We start from the raw sequence: 20,625 nt of genomic DNA on the forward strand, positions 1-20,625 counted from the left end.
ATATACATTGTACCGCATAGTATATCTTAGTCAATAGGTGTTATGCTGTGCATAGTTAAAAGATGAGAAAAGAAACGGCAATGAGTGTACCCGTCAGCACTTCTCCAACAAAGCAGGGATCGCATAAAGAGGCACCAGATTTACCTCGCCCACATGTGCAAAATCTTTTTGGGAAAGAACATATGCACGCGCAATTATGCTTGAGTATTTTTTACAAAACGCCCTCAGAGATTCATACTTTCCCAAACCAGAAGACTTAACCTCAAACGCATGCACTTTTGTTCCACACGTGATCAAAAAATCAACCTCATAATAATGCGAGCTCTGATCCCTATCCCACGTATGATAAAAGAGCTCTCTTCCTGTTGAAGCGATAATTTGTGCTACAAGATTTTCATACAAATAGCCCAAATTTGCTGGTAATTTATCTGAGAGCAGCTTTGTGTATATCTCGTTTTCTGCCTGCGACCTATCTGAAAACATGAGTGTTACAAATAAACCCGTATCTGCCAGGTAAAGCTTATAGCTATCTAAATCCTTAGTTTGCGAGAGGGCAACACTTGGGTCAGAGGAATTATAACAGGCAAGGACCGTACGCGAATCTATGAGATCAGATATCAGACGGTTATCAGAGTTTAAGCGCCTTTTACCCGTTGCAGAAGATATCCGATATTTCCTTGTGCCTCTAGCTAACTGGGCTGGAATGGAGTGAAAAAGCGCAGATAGTTTACCTGACGCATCAATTTTTCTAAAATCAGCTTCATAGAGTTCAATAATTTGTCGTTTTATGTGGTCAATTGTTTGAAAATTCTTTCCATTCACATATGCTTCAACAGCTTGCGGCATACCGCCTACAGCCATATAAATACGTAGGTCACGCATAAGCTTGCGCGTAATATCACTGCCCACGTGCTTGTCTTGTGCATAGAGCGTCCTAATTACCTCAAAGTTCTGCTGTGTTGCCCAACAAAACTCCTCGTAATCCATAGGATATACAGGAATCTTCATCTCTTCTGATGGAATAAGGATATCCTTTACATTTTTTTGTATAGAAATTAACGAACCCGTTTCTATCACATGATAGCGACCATTTTTAACAAGGTGTTTAACGGCCTGACGCGCACGCGGAAAAAGTTGCACTTCATCAAAAATCAGTACAGATGCATGTTCATAAAGCGTCGTGCCCGTTGCGGCTTGCAGACGAATAAAAAACATATCCAAATCAGCAATGTCATCAAAACAAGCGAGCACTTCACGCGATACTTGAGAAAAGTCAATGAGAACGTAGGAGCGATACTCGTGGCTGGCAAATTGCTCGGCAATGGTAGATTTACCCACGCGGCGTGGCCCTTCCAAAAGAGCGGCATAACGCGCAGCGTATGAGTTTTTCCACTCAAGTAATTTGTTGTAAGCTTTTCGCTGCATATACATAGTTTTTCTCGTTTCATTTACGTTTCTTCAAAGTCTTTTATGCCCAAAACCGACATTTCTTCAAGGTTATTTTAGCGAATTATCGACATTTCTTCAAAGTTTTTTATGTCCAAAACCGACATTTCTTCAGTGTTTTGAGCAAAACGCTTACATGGTAGGCCCGCGCGTACAAGCGCTTTCGTTTATAAACTTACCGAATCGCGAACCACAAGGAGCTTATGAGGAATCTCTTCCCACTCGCTCATATGATGAGTAATCACCATAACGCTTTTATGCTGATCTAACAGCATGCGAATCGCACGACGAACAAGGCGTCTACCTGCGCCATCTAATCCACTTGTGCACTCATCTAAAATATACACCGGCTTATCCAACGCCAAAATAGCGGCGATACCCACGCGTTTTCGCATACCACCAGACAGCTGATATGGATTGCACTCAAATGTGTCCGCGGGAACGCCCAACAGCGACAGCATCTTTTTTGCCTTACGCGTGGCATCGTTACAAGAAAGTCCCTGATTTTTTAGTCCAAAAGTGACCTCATCAAGCACCGTTGGACAAAATAGCTGGTCCTCAACACGCTGAAACATAAAAGCGCAATCGCCCAGCACAACAGGCAGGCCGTTAAGCGTTACACTTCCCTGCTGTGGTTTACACGCACCAATAAGGTTAAGCGCAAGAGTGGTTTTACCCGATCCCGAACTACCCACAACAACTGTTAATTCTCCTGGATACAACGAAAAATTATACGACACGGCGCTTTGAGCGCTACGAGAGGATGGCGCGTCTCCTAAAAGCCGCGGCACAAGCTTAGATACAACCAGTGTGGGCTGTGGGTGCTGTGTGGGCTGTGGGTGCTGTGTACCCTCGTTGTGTGCTCCTGTGGGCTGTATGCGCGTTTCGTGCCCCTCGGGCGTGCCTGTGGGCTGTAAGCACGCGCCTGTGGAATGAGGCCGCATTGGACGTTCGTAGCTCGCTCCTATAGACTTTGCGCACCTTTCGTGCTCGTTGCGCGCTTCTGTGGCCTGAGACCGCCTCTCACACGCGTCAGCTGCCAACAGAGCCTCATTCTGCATATTCATAGCACGCATATATGCGGATTCATCTATAAAATCGGCGTATTCTTGCAATGTAGGATTGGATAAAAACTCGGAAGGGCTTACTTCTGCGGCTATCTTTCCCTGATGAAGTACCGCAACCTTATCAACATATGTTAGATCTTGAGCATTATGCGTTATTTCTATCACGCCCAAAGGCGCTCCATCAAAGCCCGTCTTAACCAAATGCTCAATTGTTGCATGAAGTTGCTGCGATGAGATGGGATCAAGCTGTGAAAATGCTTCGTCTAAAACAAGGTAGCGCGGATGAAGTGCCAGCGTAGCTGCAAACGCTACACGCTGCATTTCACCACCCGAAAGTGTATCGAGCATGCGCCCTGCAAGGTGCGAAATATGTGCAAACTCCAGCACCTCTTTTACACGAGCGTGTACATCTTGCACTGAAAGTCCTAAATTAAGAGGGCCAAACGCAAGCGTATCAAAAACAGAAGGACTTACGCACTGCGTATAGGGGTCTTGATGAACAAAACCGCAAAGACGCGCGCGTGTCAGAACATCAAGCGATTCGTTTGGAGTAATTGTATAATTATCAAATGTTACATGCCCTGCTTGACAAGGCATATGACCTGCAAGAACTTTAACAAGCGTAGATTTACCTGCACCGTTAGAACCCACAAGTGCTATACGCATACCCGATTTACACGTAAGCGAAAGTTCATGTAAAACAAAGGCGCTATCGTGCTGGTAGCTACAAGTAATATGAGAACAACAGAGCGCCACAGAAGAACCTTTCGCATATAAAAACCAAGGGCATATATTATGCTATCTGATTATACGAATAAATGAGCCAATTAAAAAGCCACTGGAAAATAAAGTCTAGCCAAAAAATGAAGTCTAGCAAAATAAAAAAGACCTCGCAAAAACGAGGTCTTTAAAGGCGTTTTAACGTGAGACATACATTATGCCTCAGTTTTTTAGCTGTCCTTAAGCTTGTGCGTTCTCATCCTTTGAATCAGCTGATTCTTTGGTGTCTTGCGCTTTCTCAGCCTCTTGAGCCTTGGCAGGCTTAGCAACCTTTTCTACCTTGGTTGCAGGAGCTGCACTGGCAACACTTTCGGTAACAACCTCAATGATAACAACTTCTGCAGCGTCACCCTTACGAGGACCAAGCTTCATAATACGTGTATATCCGCCTTGGCGATCAGCCCAAAGGCCTTGAGCAGCCTTTTCGAATACCTGACGTACAACTTCTTTGTCACCAACTTTGGCAATAGCCAGACGACGTGCATGAACGTCACCCTTCTTTGCCCAAGTGATAACCTTATCTACCTCAGGACGAATAGCTTTTGCGCGTGCTTCGAGCGTCTTAATACGGTCATTCGCAAGCAGGGACGCAATCAAGCTCCTTTTCATTGCTTTGGTATGGCTGGCATCAGTGCCAAGCTTCATACCTCTTTTTTTATTGTGTCTCATGGTCTAGTTTCTCCTCAATAGCACATTATTGTGGCTTAAGGCTTAAGTCCCAATCCTGCGTCCTCAAGCTTGTCGCGAACCTCTTCAATACTTTTTACGCCAAAGTTGCGAATGTTAAGTAAATCATTCTCAGAGAATTCTACAAGTTGACGAACATTATGGATGCCTGCGCGCTTAAGACAGTTGTATGAGCGTACGGACAAATCAAGATCCTCAATCTGCTTATCAAGCTCGGTGTTCTCTTCTTCCTCTTCGTTAGAGAAAATCGAAACATCCTCTTGTGGCTCTTCTTCGTCTTCGGCCAAATCCATGAACGCTGCCATGTGTTGGTTAATAATGTCTGCAGCTTCGATAACTGCATCACGAGGACTTATTGAACCGTTTGTTTCGATCTCAAGAATCAGACGGTCATAATTGGTGTGTTGACCAACACGACAAGGCTCGACAGTCTTTGCACAGCGACGAACAGGAGAGTAAAGCGAGTCAACATGAATAACACCAATGGGATCTTCATCGCGCTCGTTGTCGTCACCTGAAACATAACCGCGACCTACGCCGATGCGCATACGCATAGCCAGGTGGCCACCCTCGCCCAACGTGCAAATAACATGATCTTTGTTAATAAGCTCAAATTCAGCAGGAATCTTAAAATCTCCACCGGTAACAGTGCAAGGACCGTCGATAGAGATCGAAGCTTCTGCCGTTTCACCTGAACCGTTAGCGTGAAATACCAAGCCTTTTACGTTAAGTACAATGTCGGTAACGTCTTCATATACGCCATCAACAGTTGAGAATTCGTGCTGAACACCATCAATGGAAATAGCTTCTACAGCTGCACCTTCAAGCGAAGAAAGCAGCACACGACGCATGGAGTTACCCAATGTGTCACCATAGCCACGCTCCAATGGTTCAACATTGACTCGAGCAAGGTTTTCGGATATATCCACCACACTAACCTGTGGACGGATGAATTCTGACATGAATACCTCCTGCCAATCAGGTTACTTAGAATAGAGCTCAACGATGAGCTGAGCATCGATATCAAGGTCAATTTGATCGCGTACAGGAATTTGAAGAACTTTACCTTGAAGCTTTTCTACATCAACCTCAAGCCAAGCAGGAACTGCCATACGCTCAGAAACGATAAGAGACTCCTTAATAGGAAGCAAATCTTTTGCTTTAGAGCTAACAGCAATAACATCGTCAGCCTTTACCTGATAAGAAGGAATGTCTACACGTTTACCGTTAACGGTAATGTGTCCGTGACGAATTGTTTGACGAGACTCTTTACGAGTACGAGCAAAACCAAGACGGAAAACAACATTATCCAAACGGGTTTCTAACAAACTCATAAGGTTATCACCAGTAATACCCTCAGCCTTCATAGCTTTGGTGTAATAACCGCGAAACTGTTTCTCAAGAATACCGTAAATAAATTTAGCTTTTTGTTTTTCACGAAGCTGAGTACCATACTCGCTCAACTGACGACGACGTTGTCTTGGTTGACGATTGGACTTCTTGTTAATTCCCATAACAACTGGTTCAATCTCGAGTTGACGGCATCTCTTGAGGACAGGGGTCCTATCAATTGCCATAGTTACTGTCCTTCCTTATTACACGCGACGACGTTTGCATGGACGGCAACCGTTGTGCGGTACAGGTGTTTTATCCTGAATACCAGAAACTTCAAGTCCGGCTGCCTGAAGAGAACGGATTGCGGTCTCGCGACCAGAACCCGGTCCTTTGACGAATACTGCTACTTTATGAAGACCGTGCTCCATAGCAGCCTTTGCGCATGCTTCAGCAGCAACTTGAGCAGCAAATGGAGTTGACTTACGAGAGCCTTTAAAGCCAACAGTTCCGCCTGATTGCCAAGCAATAACGTTGCCTTGGGGATCAGTAATAGAAATAGTTGTGTTATTAAATGTGCTCTTGATATGAGCTTGACCAACTGCGATATTCTTACGCTCAGAGCGACGAATATGCTGGGTCTTTTGATTTTTCTTTGGCATAATCTACTCCTAGGCCTTCTTCTTAGCACCAATTTGACGTCTCTTACCTTTACGGGTACGAGCGTTTGTATGGGTGCGCTGACCGCGTACAGGAAGACCCTTACGATGGCGAAGGCCGCGATAGCAACCAATCTCCATCAGGCGAGCAGTGTTTTGCCTTACTTCACGTCGTAAGTCACCTTCAGTGGTGAAGTTTGCATCGATATAGTCACGAAGCTTGGTAACTTCATCCTCTGTAAGATCCTTAACGCGAGTATCTGGATTAATACCGGTCTCGGCACAAACTTTAGTAGCTCTTGTTTGCCCAACACCGTATAAATACGTTAGACCGACTTCTACACGCTTGTCGCGTGGAAGATCGACACCGTTAATACGTGCCAACTTCGAGCTCCTCTCTTAGCCCTGACGCTGCTTGTGGCGAGGGTTCTCGCAGATCACGTAAACCTTGCCATGACGACGAATGACTTTGCATTTGTCGCACATCTTCTTTACCGAAGGGCGTACCTTCATCTTAAACTTCCTCCCAGTAGTACGAATAAACTGGTAGCAACAGATGCGCTTAGTACAAGCATCTGTTTATAAACGCCCAGCCGCAGGCGAAACAACTGCCGTGATGTAACGGGGTTATTTGTAGCGATAGGTAATACGACCTCTGGTGAGGTCATACGGAGATATTTCTACCGTTACCTTATCGCCAGGCAAAATACGAATATAATTCATGCGTATCTTACCGGAAATAGTACAGAGAATGGTTTTACCGTTTTCGAGCTCTACATTAAACATTGCGTTTGGTAAAGGCTCCAGCACTGTGCCTTCAAGCTCGATTCCGTCTTGTTTACTCACCGTACCTACTTTCTTCTTACAAATCACAGCGATCATTTATCATACATAAAATCAGCACGAATGGAAATAGCAACACGTATTGTACACAATTACACAAAAGTCCTACAAACTTTCTTCCTATGTTACTCCGCATGCATCTCAATCGCGCGCGCACTTGTCTTTTGACCCACAACTTTTATGAGTCAGATTCGCCACCTTGCATAATACAATCGGCACCAAGATCATCTGCCGTTAAAACAACGGGACCATCTTTGGTAATGGCAAGCGTGTTTTCATAGTGGGCAGCAATTTGACCATCATCGGTTACAACGCCCCACCCATCGGGCAACGTATGGCTTGCATAATCTCCCAGCGTAATCATAGGTTCAATAGCAATAACCATACCTACCTGCAGTCTTACACCACGTCCCTTTTTACCGTAATTAGGAACATTGGGATCTTCATGCATGTCGTGTCCAACACCGTGGCCAACATAATCGCGCACAACACCATAACCATGCTTTTCTGCCAAACTTTGTGCAGCAAATCCAATATCGCCCAAATGATTTCCAGGGAGAGCCTGTTCAATAGCATCATGAAGACAGTCGCGCGTAATTTCACACAGCGCTTTTGCTTCGTCGCTTACTGCACCTACATAAAATGTCCAAGCGTTGTCACCAACCCAACCATCAACAGTAGCGCCTGTGTCAATGGAGATGATGTCACCTTCTTTAAGTACCGTGCTAGGAGAAGGAATGCCGTGAACAATTTGATCGTTAATAGAAGAACAAAGCGAAGCCGGATATCCGTAGTAACCCTTAAACGTAGGAATTCCACCGTGAAGACGAATAAAGTTTTCTACTGCGCTGTCAATTTCTTTGGTAGTAACACCAGGTTTTACCAGGGTTCCTGCAAAGCGCAAAGCTTCTTTGGAAAGCTTTCCCGCGCGCTTCATCTCTTCAATTTCTTGCGGACTTTTAATATGGATCATAAGGAAAGGAGCTCTTTGACACGTGTAAATACCTCATCGGGGTCAGCGGCTCCGTCCACCTCCTTGAGTTTAGACTGAGCTTTGTAATAATCAACTAAAGGAGCAGTTTGGGTTTCATAAGTTTCAAGGCGCTTTTGAATAGTTTCGGGCTTATCATCATCGCGTTGATACATCTGACCGCCACAAGCAGGGCAAACATCACAGCCAGCAGGGGCAGTATAAGCACAATCGCGGCAAGTTCTACGCGAGCTCAGGCGCTTAACAATTAAGTCTTTAGACACATTTACATAAAGCGCACCATCAAGGGTTTTGCCAAGTGTTGCAAGCTCGGCGTCCAAAACTTGAGCCTGGTCGCAATTGCGTGGGAACCCATCAAGCAAGAATCCCTTTTCTACATCATCATGCGAAAGGCGCTCTTTAACCAGCCCAATTACAAGCTCATCGGGTACAAGCTTTCCCGCCTTCATATAAGACTCGGCTTGACTCCCCAATTCTGTATGAGCCGAAACCGCACTTCTAAGTAGGTCTCCTGTAGAAATATGAACAAAACCAAATTCAGCAACAAGTTTTTGCGCTTGTGTACCTTTTCCTGCACCAGGTGCACCGAGAAGTACTAAATTCATAGGATTCAACACCTTTCGATTGTTAAACAGATATGACTAATGTAACACGTTTTTTAACTTAAACACACGAAGATTGAGATTTTTCAAAAGCGTACAACCTCACTATCAGTTTATGGAATCTAGCGTGATCGCCCTGCGCAAAATACAGGCATTAAGGTTAAAAATCTCGGATAATAGGCACCATCATGTACTCAGCCAACAAAAAAGCGGAGCCATAAGCTCCGCTTTATAATCTTATAAGTGTGCCAATAGAAATGCACTCTATGGTACCCAGCAGCTCTAATGGAAAAGTCCCTCGTAATTGTGCATTTTGAGCTGGCTTTCAAGCTGAGAAATTGTATCCATAGCAACGCCAACCATAATAAGCACTGAAGTACCGCCAAACGCTTGCAACAACGTATTCCCCGTAAACCTAAACATAATAGAAGGAATAACAGCAATTGCAGCCATAAACAGTGCACCAGGTAACGTAATGTGATCCAACACATCTTTAATATAAGCGGCCGTTGCGCCACCAGGGCGAACACCAGGCACAAATCCGCCCGCTTTTTTTAGCTGATCTGCAGTTTCATCAGGGTTAAATACCATAGCAGTATAGAAATAGGCAAAAAATACGATAAGTACAACCGATAATACCCAGTTTACCCAGCCCGTAGAAAGGGAGTTAGCAAAAGCCTGAATCCAGTCAACACGCGGGAAAAATACTGCAACCTGAGCAGGCATATATAACAAAGCAGAAGCAAAGATAATAGGAACAACGCCTGCCGTATTAACCTTAATAGGAAGGTAGGTAGACTGACCACCCATAATTCGTCTTCCCATCACGCGCTTAGCGTATTGAACAGGAATACGACGCTGGCCACGCTCAATGAAGATAATAATGGGGATAATAGCCAAAATAACAAGGAGCGTAACAAGTGTTGTTACCATACCAAAGGTAGAGGTATTAACCGAGGAGGTGAGCGCAGAAGGAAGACCAGCCATAATGTTTGCGAAGATGATAAGTGACATTCCGTTACCAACACCGCGTTGCGTGATAACTTCACCAAGCCACATAATAATCATAGCGCCAACAAGCAAGACTCCTACGATGATAAACGCTTCGATATATTCAGGAAAACCAAGGTTTGAAAAACTAATTCCATAACTCTTGAATAAAAAGTAATATCCAACCGCATTTACCAACGCCAGAACAACCGTAAGATAACGCGTGTACTGCGTAATCTTACGTTGTCCTGATTCGCCTTCTTTTGCAAGCTCTCCAAGTGAAGGTATAACCGCTTGGAACATCTGCAAAATAATCTGAGCCGTGATATACGGCATAATTCCTAAACTAAAAACGGAAACGCGAGAAAGAGCTCCACCAGAAAAAAGATTGAGTACAGCTACTGCACCACTACCAGCGGAAGCCTCTTGAAATGCCTGGAGCATGCGAGCAAACGGCACACCAGGTGCAGGTAAATATGCGCCAAAACGATAAAGCAACAGGATTGCCACCGTAATGAAAATCTTGTTTCTTAACTCCTTGATGCGAAATGCGCTCGAGATGCCCTTAAACACGCTTACTCGACCTTTCCTCCGGCTGCCTCAATTTTTGCTTTAGCAGAAGCAGAAACCTTATCAACAGATACGGTAAGTTTCTTAGAAAGTTCACCGTTACCCAAAACCTTAACAGGAATATAGGTGTGTTTAATTACACCTTTTTGTACTAATGTTTCGTCGTTTACGGTTTCGCCATCGGCAAACAAGGTGTTCAGACGATCAACATTAACAGGTGTGTATGCTACACGATTGTGATTAGTAAAACCGGGAAGCTTAGGCAAACGCATAGCTAAAGGCTGCTGTCCACCTTCAAATCCGGCTCCTTTACCGCCACCAGCACGTGAAAGCTGACCTTTAGTACCGCGGCCAGCAGTTGTTCCAAAACCAGAAGAGTTTCCGCGACCAATGCGCTTACGTGATTTCTTGGAACCTTGTGCAGGACGAAGATCATTGAGTTGCATATGTCTTGCTCCTAGTTCTCTTCAACCTCAACAAGGTGCTTTACCTTGAAGATCATTCCACGGACGCTTGGGTTATCAGGGAGAACCGAAACGTCACCAATTTTACGAAGACCCATTGCACGACAGGTCAATGTTTGATCTTTTTTCACAGATGCAACAGCACTGCGAACAAGCTTAACGCTTACTTTTTTATCAGCCATGGTGCTTAGGCCTCCTTTCCATTAAACATCTCTTTTACGCTCATACCACGACGAGCAGCTGCTTCCTCGGGGCTTGTTAAGGATTGCAAGCCTTTTGCAGCAGCTTTAATCATGTTAAGAGCATTGCCGGTACCCAATGACTTAGACAGTACATTGGTAATTCCTGCCATTTCGAACAGAGGACGAACAGGACCTCCAGCAATAACACCAGTACCAGGTACAGCAGGTTGAATCAATACACAACCAGCACCATAGTGCTCTTTAACAGCATGAGGAACTGAACCATTTTCTGTGATAGGCACATGGAACATGTTCTTTTTTGCATCGTCCACAGCTTTTTGAATTGCTTGTGGAACCTCGGCAGACTTACCCATACCAATTCCTACATTACCCTTGCCGTCTCCTACAACAACAAGTGCAAGTAAGGACATACGACGTCCACCTTTTACAGTTTTAGATACGCGATGGATGTAAACTACGCGCTCCTGAAGCTCGGAGTCATCCTGGCGCTTACGATCACGTGGCATTCAAATTCCTCCTAGAACTTCAGACCCGCTTCGCGGGCACCTTCTGCCAAAGCCTTAATGCGACCATGGTAAATGTGTCCACCACGATCAAAGGTAACTTCTTTTACGCCAGCGCTTAATGCACGCTCAGCAACAAGTTTACCTACAAGCTCTGCAGCTTCTTTATTTGAACCAACTTTTACTTGACTTTTAATTTCTGCGGTTAAGGTAGAAACAGCGCAGATTACCTTAGCGTCACAGTCATCAATAACTTGAGCGTAAATATGAGCGTTTGTACGATGCACGCTCAAACGAGGACGCTCAGCTGTTCCAAATACCTTGGAACGAACACGGCGTTTGCGGCGTTTAAGACCCGCAAGCTTAGCCTGGTTCTTGTTCATACTTTCTCCTTCAACATGCCGCTACCTAACGGGGTAACAGACTTCCTAGGTGAAGTAAAACTACTTAGCAGCCTTACCAAGTTTTCTGCGAATGTGTTCGCCTTCGTAGTGAATACCTTTACCTTTGTAAGGCTCAGGAGGACGCTTAGAACGAATTTCAGCAGCAACTTGACCAACTTGCTCCTTAGAAATTCCCTTAACTACAATGTGAGTGTTATCGGGAACCTCAAATGACATTTCGGCTGGGCAAGGATAAATAACAGGGTGCGAGTAACCCAGAGATAAATCCAAGTCTTTACCTTTAAGTGAAGCACGATAACCAACACCAGCAAGCTCAAGACGCTTCTCAAAGCCTTCCGAAACACCGATTACCATGTTGTGAAGCAGGGTACGTGTTAAACCTTGTTGAGCGTTGGCTTCTACCGTTGGCTCAGCGAGCTCAACCAAAAGCTCTTGACCCTCTTCTTTAATTACAACGAGCTCAGAAAATGTGCGCTCAAGCTCGCCTTTGCTGCCCTTAGCAACAACGTGAGTTCCGTCAATGGTCACCGTTACACCGGCTGGAACCAAGACAGGCTTCTTACCAATACGAGACATTGTCTGCTCCTATCCAGATGAGTAACGATTACCAAATATAGGCAATGACCTCGCCGCCAACGCCCAATTTACGAGCGTCACGATCGCACATCATGCCTTTAGAAGTTGAGATTACAGCAGTGCCAAGACCGCCAAGAACGCGCGGCAGCTTATCTGCTGAGGAGTAAATACGCAAACCGCATTTAGAAATACGGCGAATACCGCGAATCACGCGTGTGCGCTTTTCTCCATACTTAAGTGTAATGTGTAAAGTTTTTTGAGGTTTACTATCTTCAATCTCAAAGGACTCAATATACCCTTCCTCGCAGATTACGCGAGCTACCTCAGCAAGTACCTTGCTGGAGGGTAAAGAGACCTCAGGTTTACCTGCGGAGTTAGCGTTACGAATACGCGTTAACATGTCCGCTATGGGATCGGTAACCTTCATAGATTCCTTCTCCTTCGTTCGTGATGAAACTGTGCATGTGGTTCACACTTTGCCCGTAGCAAAGATGCCTACACACCAGAGCTTCCTACCAGCTTGCTTTGCGCACGCCAGGGAGCTCGCCTATACAAGCCATTTCGCGGAAGCAAACACGGCATAAACCAAACTTGCGATATACGCTGTGAGGACGTCCACAACGTTGGCAACGGTTTTGTGTGCGTGATGAAAACTTCGGCTCACGGTTTGCCTTGACGATCATCGATGTCTTAGCCACAAATCCTCCTTTTACCTTGGCTTTATTACCAAAGCCTTACGATTGCTGTGCTCGGCACAGCCACTCCATCATCTACCAAATACTATTTTTTGAACGGGAAGTTAAATGCAGCTAAAAGTGCACGACCTTCTTCGTCGGTAGATGCTGTAGTTACAACGGTAATGTCCATACCACGTGTGTGATCGACTTTGTCGAAGTCAATTTCCGCAAAGATAAGCTGCTCGGTTACGCCCATGGAGAAATTACCGTGGCCGTCAAAGCTCTTAGATGAAATACCACGAAAGTCGCGGATACGTGGAATAGCAATAGAAATAAGACGATCAAAGAACTCGTACATACGATCGCCACGAAGTGTTACTTTAGCGCCAATAGGCATACCAGCGCGAAGGTGGAAAGTAGCGATAGATTTACGAGCGTGGGTAACCATTGGTTGTTGACCAGTAATGTCACGAAGGTCTGATACAGCGCCCTCAATTGCTTTGTGGTCGCCAGCGGCTTCGCCAACACCCATGTTTACGACGATTTTCTCGATCTTTGGAATTTGGTTAACATTTTTGTACTCAAATTCCTTTTGAAGCACATCGCGTACTTCGTCGAAGTATTTTGCCTTTAATCGAGGCATGGCTTCGGTTGACTTCTTTGCCATAGGACACTCCTAAACTCTTGGGGTTTTAAGTGCGGGGATCGCCTCGCACCTCCCGACACCTTATCGGGAGCCTACCTGCAATTTTGTAAAAGACACCTACGTATCCCCTATAAAGTTGCAACGGTAAATGATACCTGTTTCTCTTGTAGCATTTGCGTGCTGTTGGGCGCATTTACAAAAACATCAGGATAATTCCATATTTCGGGCAGGAGTTTGCTTCTGATGGCGATACTTTCTTTAGTCAAAACAAAAGTTTTTAGAAAAATTCGAAAAATAACCCGTTTGACACGAGTTTTTAACTCACAACTCATCTTTCTGAGCAAATTTGAGCATCGTGAAAAAATGCATCAACTCTTCTAACTGGCAAAATGCAAAACACATATTTTATGTAAGCGCAGCACTTCCATCCAAACTCGTGTCAAACGGGGTATTTTTGGGATATTGGGCTAAATGTTTTGTTAACGCACACCTTTCATACAGAAAAGAAGGTATTTTTTACACATACAATTTTAGAACATCTGCAGATCAAGCATGATTTGTCTGGCTTTTTGATACTTTGCATTATGGATAGTCTGCCGCAAGTGAAAAGCTTTAGACGCGCCAAGCGTATCGTGGCACGCGGCAACAATTTCCTCAAGAACACGACAGAGCGCCAAGGGATTTTTTATATCACTAACGGTAAGAGGAATATGACGTTCATTATGTGAAACGTAATCCCTTAACCTGCGGTGATCTTCCTTAATTGCCTCGTCCGATCTATGAAACTCAAGACCGTTGCATTCAATTACCAATTTATGCTTTTTTGAGCTTAGATCAGGAGTGATACTGTGATGGTGAGGCGTAAGAAGTGCGCTGGCACTAAGCTTGCGTGTTTTATTTATCTCTAGGGAAGGGAATTTAATTCCCCCCATTGCCGCAGGTAGCATAAGCGCGCTTGCAACCACGCCCTCAAATGTCGACGCCAGATTATCATAGCAGCAGTCAAGCGCGGCAAGCAGATTACTGCGCCCGTGTATACCTTTCATTTTGTCGGCATAACGCTTAATTTTTTGCACGGAGGTAAGGGGATCCAAGCCATAGGTAGACCCTAAAGCAGTAAGCGGATCCAGGCCATATCTGCCACAGAGTTCATTAACCAACGACGCTACATTATGCGTGAACAGAAGTTTTGCGTGGTTGCGCATAAAACATCTAGGCGCTGAGCACGCGTTTTCCAGACACAGCTTTCTTAAATTCTGTGCGGCAAGAAGTACCACAAGTTCAGGAGAGATAATGTAGAGACTAAGCGACTCGGGTAGTCCAAAGCTGTTTCGCTCGTCTGCTCTGATAAACAATTTGTACAGCGAATCATGAGGAAGCGCGGAGTTAATATACGTAATCTGCTTTTTTGTCTGAGATAATCCGCGTTGTGAGCGCGGAACAATGATGTGAAGAGCAGACGCGTGCGTGATGTCTGGGACAAATCTAACTGCATGCAGACGCTCGTAAGACGCGGTCGTAGCAAGTGTGTGGGAGCCGCAAAGAAGTCGAGAGGCACGATTGGCTGAAAAGTTTGCAAAGCCACTAGAATGCTCACATGAAATACGCTTATATCTGTTGTACACCAGCATAGATCCAATGGTGTAATCGCTCATATTTTGTGCACGGTTGAGGTATTCCTCACATAATGTATACGGATTGAGCTTGTTGGCTATATAGTTTTTGATTGCCGTAAGCGGAATACGATTATGCTCATTAAACGATATCGGGGGAACCGATCTGTGCGGACTTGCCTCAGCATGAATTGCACGGTCGCGATATTCTAACGACGGATATACATCTCTAAGAATAGGGTTTCGAGACATAGCTATGGGATTGTTGGCGATGCGGTGCGCGCGCCAAAATGCGAGAGATTCTATGTAGCCTAAAACGATTTCCATGTACTTGTAATATCACAAATTGGTAAAAATTCATATGAGAGAGCGGTTTAGCGGAAAATTTTATCAACGAGCGGTTAAAACAGGTGTCTCTTCTTGGGAAAAGCGTTGTAAGGCGCAAACGTAGGCGATTAGAAATGTTTTGAAACGTGTTCTAATGGACTTACCAGTGAAATATCAGCTGAATATATACTTTGGAAAATGTAGCCTTGGGTCATACAAAAAGTTTTGAGCAAAATTGCAAAAATATCACGTTTGACACGAGTTCTGAAGCAAAAAATTGCCCTTTGCGTCACTTTTGAGAGGTTCTTAAAATAGTACCAACACGCTTACCTTGGTAAATGCAAAATACGTTTTTTTGGTTCTATGGCATGGCGTCACAAAAACTCGTGTCAAATAAGGTATTTTTCGAATATTAGGCTAAAGGTTTTGTAAAAGCATGCCCGCAGAGACACGCGCGGTGGCAAAAAGCCATGTGGTGTGAGTGCGGGCGGGATTTGGCGTTAAAGGTATGCGCTGCTAGTGCTGCCTACGACGACGCTTGTGCGAAATGAATCCCATAACAGAGACAAGCGCTACGCCAAAAGCACTTATGAGCCCTGAAAATTGTGGAAGCGCGCTTGTATCTCCAGTTTGAGGAACCGTGCGGGTATGTTGGCGCGCAGGCACAGGCGGCATAGGTTTTTTCTGGACGGTTACACGAGCTTGTTTTGTGGTAGAGGCGCCGTCTTTATCAGTAACCGTGAAGGTAATCTTATAAGTTCCAGCTTTGGTATTATCAAACCCGCCATTATCGCTGATAGATACCTTACTTGTTATATCACCATCTTCTGTATCATGTGCGGATACAACAAGACTTGTGAGGTTAAAAGAATCGCCTTCGGTAATAGTTGCGTCGCGAAGAGTAAGGACGGGAGCCTCGTTCAAAACGGATGCTTTCAAAGCATATACCGCATGCACCGTTATGTCCTGATTTACCATAGTCTTGCCGGTAAACGCGCCAGATTTGTCTTTACCAGAACTATCGGTATTCCATTCCTTAAAGACATACCCATCTTTTGTAGGCTCTGCGGGCATAGATTGCTCTTTAAGCAGATCGGTATCTATTGCTTTGCCATGCTGCACTTTAACTTGCTTATATTGTTTGCCGTCATTCATGAAGGTAACTGTATGTGTTATCATGCGAGGAACAAACGTAACTACTTTTTGAGTGGGATCTGTGTCTTTATGTGCAGAAACACGAAGTGTTTCCTCGGTTGAAGAAGTGTTACTATCAGCCGATTCAGCCACCCATTCATAGCCTTCAGGAGCAGGTGTGGTGGGCTTTACGACATAGGTACCTGGAGCTAGATACGTAACCCCTTGAGAGAGATAGCCCGCAGCCTCGGGAAGCAAAGCAGTGTTTTTATCCGTTATCATCTTCTGTAATTCTGGTTTAGTAGGAGCTGCTGGAATTTGCTCAGAAGATGTAAGCGAAACATTGAGCGGATTTTTACCTGCATAGATACCGTATGGCTTGCCGCCTTCTACCTTATTTTCTGTATTTTTGTACTGCACGACAAGCTGCGTTGGAATCGGGCGATAGGTCACGTAATAGTGCTTAGTATTTACCTGATTGTCGTCTTTATCACGCACGATACCATAATCATAGTTGCCAAACTTTTCAGTATTATCCTTGGTAAATGTACCACCTTCGGGCGTGTCTATATCGTTGCTGTAGTAAAGATAGCCAGGAATGTTTGTACTGGTCAGCTCCTCCATCGTTGGGCGCTTAACAGAATCTTTCTTTGGGTCGCCGTCATAACTCAAAAGTGGCGTATACATATTTCTGACAACCTGATTATTACCAAACCTTACACCAGTAATATTTTTCATGCCAGACAAATCGGGCAAATCTAACTTGGTAAACGGCTTGGTAGAGAACCTGTCAGTTTCACCAGCACTCCGTTGAGAGAGCTCATCCGAGCCATTAATGTTTGCTACCTTGCGATATTGCAAATCATCTACAAAATGAAATTGCGCGCTGCATTCGGGTAAAAAGGCGACATATCCAAAAATTCCAGATGAATCTTCATGATTAAATCCTTCATAGCCAAAAATAGCTTCATGAGTGTTGTCGCCCTCCATAACAACATGAATAAACGTTTGGTTCTTTCTCATATAAACTTTGATATTCGTCTTATCAGCCAAATTTGATCCAATAAGCTTTCCATTTACCTCGAGCCTATATGGAATCTTATTGTCGGGAGCTTTATTAAAGTCAAAATCTGCTGACCCGTCTGGGTTTTTTAGCTCGCGGGATGATCTGTATGGATAAAATTGACCATCACCGGTATATACGCTTTCTTTATCAACCCGCGGGAAAAATATGAAAATGTCAACTCTTCCAAGCCTGCCATTATATGTATTGATAGTCTCATTAATGCTTTTAGTATCGCCAAATGCTTGGCCATTCTCTACAGAAAACTTCTTGCCATACGGCGTATAAAAAATCTTTTGAATGGAGGGCAGAGGCCTCACAGATTTCGCTGTATTCTGCAGTTCCCTGACTTCATCAGGCGTAATGACATTGGGGAAGGGATTTTGTACATTCTTATCATTGGTAAAATCATAAATTCCAGCGGCATCCGGTTTAACGGTTGAACTTTCAACAACTGGGTCTGCAACAGCATATGCCATAGTGGGAGAAACTATACACGATATAACACCGAGCGCACATACGAGGGCGAGTGCCGCATTATTATTTGAGAATTGCCCGTAGCTTCTGCGTTTAACCTGTGTTTTCATAGTGCTCCTCTCAATGGTTCATAGCATTAACTTTAACGCAATGAAGGCAAGTTCTACCCCCCCCCTCACAAATATTCCATATCTTGCCAACAGAGGCGCACGTAGACCATGCATTGAGGCCCCACATTGAGCGTACAAATAAAAACTCAAGCTACAACATGCGTAGCTTGAGTTTTCACAGCGTTTGTTACAACTCTAAAATTAAGCCGTCAGTGTTACCTTTAGTGCTTGCGACGCAAACGAGCACCCATAAGTCCTGCGGCAAAGCCCAACGAAGTAGCCAAAGCGCTTATTGGTAAGAGCAACCCATCGCCAGTTTGGGGTGTGGCTGTTTTTAGGTGGCTTGGGTGTTGAGTCTTTTCTTGTTTACCCTCATTCTTATCTGTTGGCTTTTGTTCATCCTTTTTAACCACATTGACAACAGCAGATTTAGTTACGCTTATGCCAAGTTTATTAGCAACCTTAAAGGTAATGGTATATGTACCTACCTTGGCAGCATCAAAGCCTTGAGTATCTACCACAGCTACTTTATCTATAAGATCGCCGTCTTTTGCATCGGTTGCAGAAACAATTAAATCACGCACCGTAAAAGGAGTGCCTTCGGTAATGGTTTTATCTTGAAGAGTAAGAACGGGAGCGGTTTCTATCTTTGCTGGATTTGGAGTATAGATGGCATACACATTCATATCGCTTTGCACGAGCGTTGTACCACTAAATGCTTGTCCTGTTCCATCGGGCTTTGTATTCCATTCCTTAAAGGTAAAACCTGCTTTAGTAGGCTGGGCAGGCATCGACTGATCTGTCCATTCGTCTGTTTCAATAGCCTTGTTCTCTTGCACCTTTACTTGTGCAAGCTGGGCGTCGCCATTCATAAAGGTAACTTTATAACCCGAGGCCTCCCACTTGGGGAATACAACAAACGTATGGTTAGTAGAGCAATATTGAGTTCCGAGCTTGCTACCAAACGTATTTACGCCTTTGCTGTCCCGAAGCACAGCAAACAAATATGGGTAAGTAGTAGTTTGTTCGTTAAATGGTACGTACGCAACGGTTGTGTTCTTTATTATCTTTTGGTCGTCGTCAAACATACGGTCGTATGATGTGTATGGACGGCTGGTATCGTTTCTTCTAGCAACATAGAACTGCCAGCCATCAAACTTATAGCCCGATTTAACAGGATTGGTCTCAGGGAACTGAATTTTATTATCTTTCACACGAAGACGTGCAAAAACATTGTCGGCATTGTAGGTAAACTTCCAATTGCCATCGGAGCGATAGTCACCATTATCTTTTTGTGGCTGAGTATATGAAAAACATTTGTCCGCCACCGACTCATCCTTGGCATAGACAATTTCCATAACACCCAGACGAAAATATTTATTTTGAGATTGCTTGTCTTTTGCTTTGAATGGCGTCCAGGTAAAGGAAGTAGTATCTGGAGTAAACTCATCACCTTCATTAGCCGAAACGTTGTTATACGTTACATAATACGGGCTTGGAATAGTGCTATTTACCACGGATACCTCATACGTATGAGTCGCATCATAACTACCCAGGCTTTTTGTTGCGCTCGTAGCAGTGTTGGGATCATAGGTACCAGCAGTCGTTGCTACTACCTTATCATCAGTTAAATCTTTTATCTGAAACTGGATTTTTCCAAACGCTTCCTTTACATCTTTCCTAGAAGCATCGAGCGTAGAACCAAAATCCCAGTTCTCAAAATTTAATTGGCCAAAATCACTATCGCCTTTAACGAGTCCTTTTTTGTTGTCGCCATTCATGGTTTCCCAGCATAAACTCACTTTAAGCTCTGTCGTTTGGACTTGTGCAGGCACATTAGGATCTGGTTTTGAGCTTCTTACTTCCGCCGCGGCTAAATTAGTAAACGCGGATTGTGCCGAAGATGTAGCTAACGTGCTATCAGTAGACTTTTGTGCAGTAGGTACATGTTTTTGCGCCATTTGATCTTTTGCGATAGGCGTGGCTACGCCTGCTGCGGGTGCTTTTTGTTCTAGTGCAGGAGTTTTGTTAGCTGCAGGTTCAAGATTCTGAGCTTGTGCAACTACGGAACTTGAAGCAATTAAAACAGACGCAACAGCCCCTCCCCACACATACGCACGAGAAGTACTGAGCATGTTGTGTATGCGCGATGTCTTGTTATAGTGTTTAGGTTTCATGGCATAACTTCCTTCCACGAGACATCTTTTTAAAGATGCAGCCTTTGATTGCGTGAACGAGTATTATCTTCTGATGTTTTTTCTACCTGATATAAGTTCTGACAGTGATTCAACATATGCTTCTTTTGCAATACAAACGTTGCAGCCAGTTGTACTTGAATATTGTATTTACACTGCAAGTTCATACGTGCTCCAAAGCTTTTTCTCTGCCTTTATTTTAAGCAATTCACAAGCTTCACCCATGACCCCCCCCGCCTTCACATCTTTTACATATTTCGTCCTTT

At 44.3% G+C, this 20,625-nt stretch carries 23 protein-coding genes; all 23 read right to left on the bottom strand.

What is annotated here, in order from left to right; translation table 11 throughout:
• Positions 1-93: 93 nt before the first annotated feature.
• Positions 94-1,431: an ATP-binding protein gene (locus AC5GD6_RS02145; protein WP_464360890.1), complete on the bottom strand. Its 1,338-nt coding sequence runs from the start codon at positions 1,429-1,431 to the stop codon at positions 94-96.
• 182 nt (positions 1,432-1,613) lie between these two features.
• Positions 1,614-3,269 carry an ABC transporter ATP-binding protein gene (locus tag AC5GD6_RS02150; protein ID WP_491846137.1) on the bottom strand — a complete coding sequence of 552 codons (1,656 nt, stop codon included), beginning with the start codon at positions 3,267-3,269 and terminating at the stop codon, positions 1,614-1,616.
• 204 nt (positions 3,270-3,473) lie between these two features.
• Positions 3,474-3,962: a 50S ribosomal protein L17 gene (gene rplQ, locus AC5GD6_RS02155; RefSeq protein ID WP_006302406.1), complete on the bottom strand. Its 489-nt coding sequence runs from the start codon at positions 3,960-3,962 to the stop codon at positions 3,474-3,476.
• A gap of 35 nt (positions 3,963-3,997) precedes the next feature.
• The gene (locus AC5GD6_RS02160; protein ID WP_006302405.1) at positions 3,998-4,942 is read right to left on the bottom strand and encodes a DNA-directed RNA polymerase subunit alpha; all 945 of its coding nucleotides are present in this window, start codon (positions 4,940-4,942) and stop codon (positions 3,998-4,000) included.
• A 21-nt stretch (positions 4,943-4,963) separates the two neighbouring features.
• The gene (gene rpsD / locus AC5GD6_RS02165) at positions 4,964-5,557 is read right to left on the bottom strand and encodes a 30S ribosomal protein S4 (RefSeq protein WP_006302404.1); all 594 of its coding nucleotides are present in this window, start codon (positions 5,555-5,557) and stop codon (positions 4,964-4,966) included.
• 18 nt (positions 5,558-5,575) lie between these two features.
• Positions 5,576-5,974, bottom strand: a complete 399-nt coding sequence (gene rpsK / locus AC5GD6_RS02170; protein ID WP_006302403.1) for a 30S ribosomal protein S11 — start codon at positions 5,972-5,974, stop codon at positions 5,576-5,578.
• 9 nt (positions 5,975-5,983) lie between these two features.
• The gene (gene rpsM / locus AC5GD6_RS02175; protein ID WP_006302402.1) at positions 5,984-6,355 is read right to left on the bottom strand and encodes a 30S ribosomal protein S13; all 372 of its coding nucleotides are present in this window, start codon (positions 6,353-6,355) and stop codon (positions 5,984-5,986) included.
• Positions 6,356-6,370: 15 nt separating this feature from the next.
• Positions 6,371-6,484, bottom strand: a complete 114-nt coding sequence (gene rpmJ / locus AC5GD6_RS02180; protein ID WP_002563183.1) for a 50S ribosomal protein L36 — start codon at positions 6,482-6,484, stop codon at positions 6,371-6,373.
• 114 nt (positions 6,485-6,598) lie between these two features.
• Positions 6,599-6,817 carry a translation initiation factor IF-1 gene (gene infA / locus AC5GD6_RS02185; protein ID WP_010241555.1) on the bottom strand — a complete coding sequence of 73 codons (219 nt, stop codon included), beginning with the start codon at positions 6,815-6,817 and terminating at the stop codon, positions 6,599-6,601.
• Between the two features lie 175 nt (positions 6,818-6,992).
• Positions 6,993-7,787: a type I methionyl aminopeptidase gene (map, locus tag AC5GD6_RS02190; RefSeq protein ID WP_048596365.1), complete on the bottom strand. Its 795-nt coding sequence runs from the start codon at positions 7,785-7,787 to the stop codon at positions 6,993-6,995.
• Complete coding sequence (locus tag AC5GD6_RS02195; RefSeq protein WP_061103259.1) at positions 7,784-8,410, bottom strand: adenylate kinase; 627 nt, start codon at positions 8,408-8,410, stop codon at positions 7,784-7,786. The genes map and AC5GD6_RS02195 overlap by 4 nt, the downstream gene beginning before the upstream one ends.
• A 279-nt stretch (positions 8,411-8,689) precedes the next feature.
• Complete coding sequence (gene secY / locus AC5GD6_RS02200; RefSeq protein ID WP_061103260.1) at positions 8,690-9,970, bottom strand: preprotein translocase subunit SecY; 1,281 nt, start codon at positions 9,968-9,970, stop codon at positions 8,690-8,692.
• Positions 9,971-9,972: 2 nt separating this feature from the next.
• Positions 9,973-10,413, bottom strand: a complete 441-nt coding sequence (rplO, locus tag AC5GD6_RS02205) for a 50S ribosomal protein L15 (RefSeq protein ID WP_006302397.1) — start codon at positions 10,411-10,413, stop codon at positions 9,973-9,975.
• Between the two features lie 11 nt (positions 10,414-10,424).
• Complete coding sequence (rpmD, locus tag AC5GD6_RS02210; RefSeq protein WP_006302396.1) at positions 10,425-10,613, bottom strand: 50S ribosomal protein L30; 189 nt, start codon at positions 10,611-10,613, stop codon at positions 10,425-10,427.
• Positions 10,614-10,618: 5 nt separating this feature from the next.
• Positions 10,619-11,140, bottom strand: a complete 522-nt coding sequence (gene rpsE, locus AC5GD6_RS02215; RefSeq protein ID WP_006302395.1) for a 30S ribosomal protein S5 — start codon at positions 11,138-11,140, stop codon at positions 10,619-10,621.
• 11 nt (positions 11,141-11,151) lie between these two features.
• Entirely contained in the window at positions 11,152-11,520 is a 369-nt protein-coding gene (gene rplR, locus AC5GD6_RS02220; RefSeq protein WP_006302394.1) for a 50S ribosomal protein L18, read from the bottom strand.
• Between the two features lie 60 nt (positions 11,521-11,580).
• The gene (gene rplF / locus AC5GD6_RS02225; RefSeq protein ID WP_061103261.1) at positions 11,581-12,117 is read right to left on the bottom strand and encodes a 50S ribosomal protein L6; all 537 of its coding nucleotides are present in this window, start codon (positions 12,115-12,117) and stop codon (positions 11,581-11,583) included.
• Positions 12,118-12,145: 28 nt separating this feature from the next.
• Positions 12,146-12,544: a 30S ribosomal protein S8 gene (gene rpsH, locus AC5GD6_RS02230; protein WP_061103262.1), complete on the bottom strand. Its 399-nt coding sequence runs from the start codon at positions 12,542-12,544 to the stop codon at positions 12,146-12,148.
• An 85-nt stretch (positions 12,545-12,629) separates the two neighbouring features.
• Complete coding sequence (locus AC5GD6_RS02235; RefSeq protein WP_006302391.1) at positions 12,630-12,815, bottom strand: type Z 30S ribosomal protein S14; 186 nt, start codon at positions 12,813-12,815, stop codon at positions 12,630-12,632.
• An 82-nt stretch (positions 12,816-12,897) separates the two neighbouring features.
• Positions 12,898-13,461 carry a 50S ribosomal protein L5 gene (gene rplE, locus AC5GD6_RS02240; RefSeq protein WP_006302390.1) on the bottom strand — a complete coding sequence of 188 codons (564 nt, stop codon included), beginning with the start codon at positions 13,459-13,461 and terminating at the stop codon, positions 12,898-12,900.
• 509 nt (positions 13,462-13,970) lie between these two features.
• A complete protein-coding gene (locus AC5GD6_RS02245; RefSeq protein ID WP_491846138.1) occupies positions 13,971-15,305 on the bottom strand; it encodes a putative endonuclease domain-containing protein in 1,335 nt (444 codons plus the stop codon).
• A 591-nt stretch (positions 15,306-15,896) separates the two neighbouring features.
• Positions 15,897-18,164, bottom strand: a complete 2,268-nt coding sequence (locus AC5GD6_RS02250; RefSeq protein ID WP_491846139.1) for an InlB B-repeat-containing protein — start codon at positions 18,162-18,164, stop codon at positions 15,897-15,899.
• A gap of 221 nt (positions 18,165-18,385) precedes the next feature.
• On the bottom strand, positions 18,386-20,341 hold the full coding sequence (locus AC5GD6_RS02255; RefSeq protein ID WP_491846140.1) for an InlB B-repeat-containing protein: 1,956 nt from the start codon (positions 20,339-20,341) through the stop codon (positions 18,386-18,388).
• Positions 20,342-20,625: the final 284 nt, after the last annotated feature.

Source organism: Fannyhessea sp. (assembly GCF_986145555.1).

What these genes read in the sequence shown, in the direction of transcription:
- rpmD (WP_006302396.1), bottom strand. Translation starts at nt 10,613, where the DNA reads ATGGCTGATAAAAAAGTAAGCGTTAAGCTTGTTCGCAGTGCTGTTGCA.
- rpsE (WP_006302395.1), bottom strand. Translation starts at nt 11,140, where the DNA reads ATGCCACGTGATCGTAAGCGCCAGGATGACTCCGAGCTTCAGGAGCGC.
- rpsH (WP_061103262.1), bottom strand. Translation starts at nt 12,544, where the DNA reads ATGAAGGTTACCGATCCCATAGCGGACATGTTAACGCGTATTCGTAAC.
- AC5GD6_RS02160 (WP_006302405.1), bottom strand. Translation starts at nt 4,942, where the DNA reads ATGTCAGAATTCATCCGTCCACAGGTTAGTGTGGTGGATATATCCGAA.
- rpsD (WP_006302404.1), bottom strand. Translation starts at nt 5,557, where the DNA reads ATGGCAATTGATAGGACCCCTGTCCTCAAGAGATGCCGTCAACTCGAG.
- rplF (WP_061103261.1), bottom strand. Translation starts at nt 12,117, where the DNA reads ATGTCTCGTATTGGTAAGAAGCCTGTCTTGGTTCCAGCCGGTGTAACG.
- rplR (WP_006302394.1), bottom strand. Translation starts at nt 11,520, where the DNA reads ATGAACAAGAACCAGGCTAAGCTTGCGGGTCTTAAACGCCGCAAACGC.
- rpsK (WP_006302403.1), bottom strand. Translation starts at nt 5,974, where the DNA reads ATGCCAAAGAAAAATCAAAAGACCCAGCATATTCGTCGCTCTGAGCGT.
- AC5GD6_RS02145 (WP_464360890.1), bottom strand. Translation starts at nt 1,431, where the DNA reads ATGTATATGCAGCGAAAAGCTTACAACAAATTACTTGAGTGGAAAAAC.
- AC5GD6_RS02255 (WP_491846140.1), bottom strand. Translation starts at nt 20,341, where the DNA reads ATGAAACCTAAACACTATAACAAGACATCGCGCATACACAACATGCTC.
- map (WP_048596365.1), bottom strand. Translation starts at nt 7,787, where the DNA reads ATGATCCATATTAAAAGTCCGCAAGAAATTGAAGAGATGAAGCGCGCG.
- rplO (WP_006302397.1), bottom strand. Translation starts at nt 10,413, where the DNA reads ATGCAACTCAATGATCTTCGTCCTGCACAAGGTTCCAAGAAATCACGT.
- rpmJ (WP_002563183.1), bottom strand. Translation starts at nt 6,484, where the DNA reads ATGAAGGTACGCCCTTCGGTAAAGAAGATGTGCGACAAATGCAAAGTC.
- AC5GD6_RS02195 (WP_061103259.1), bottom strand. Translation starts at nt 8,410, where the DNA reads ATGAATTTAGTACTTCTCGGTGCACCTGGTGCAGGAAAAGGTACACAA.
- rplQ (WP_006302406.1), bottom strand. Translation starts at nt 3,962, where the DNA reads ATGAGACACAATAAAAAAAGAGGTATGAAGCTTGGCACTGATGCCAGC.
- rplE (WP_006302390.1), bottom strand. Translation starts at nt 13,461, where the DNA reads ATGGCAAAGAAGTCAACCGAAGCCATGCCTCGATTAAAGGCAAAATAC.
- AC5GD6_RS02245 (WP_491846138.1), bottom strand. Translation starts at nt 15,305, where the DNA reads ATGTCTCGAAACCCTATTCTTAGAGATGTATATCCGTCGTTAGAATAT.
- AC5GD6_RS02250 (WP_491846139.1), bottom strand. Translation starts at nt 18,164, where the DNA reads ATGAAAACACAGGTTAAACGCAGAAGCTACGGGCAATTCTCAAATAAT.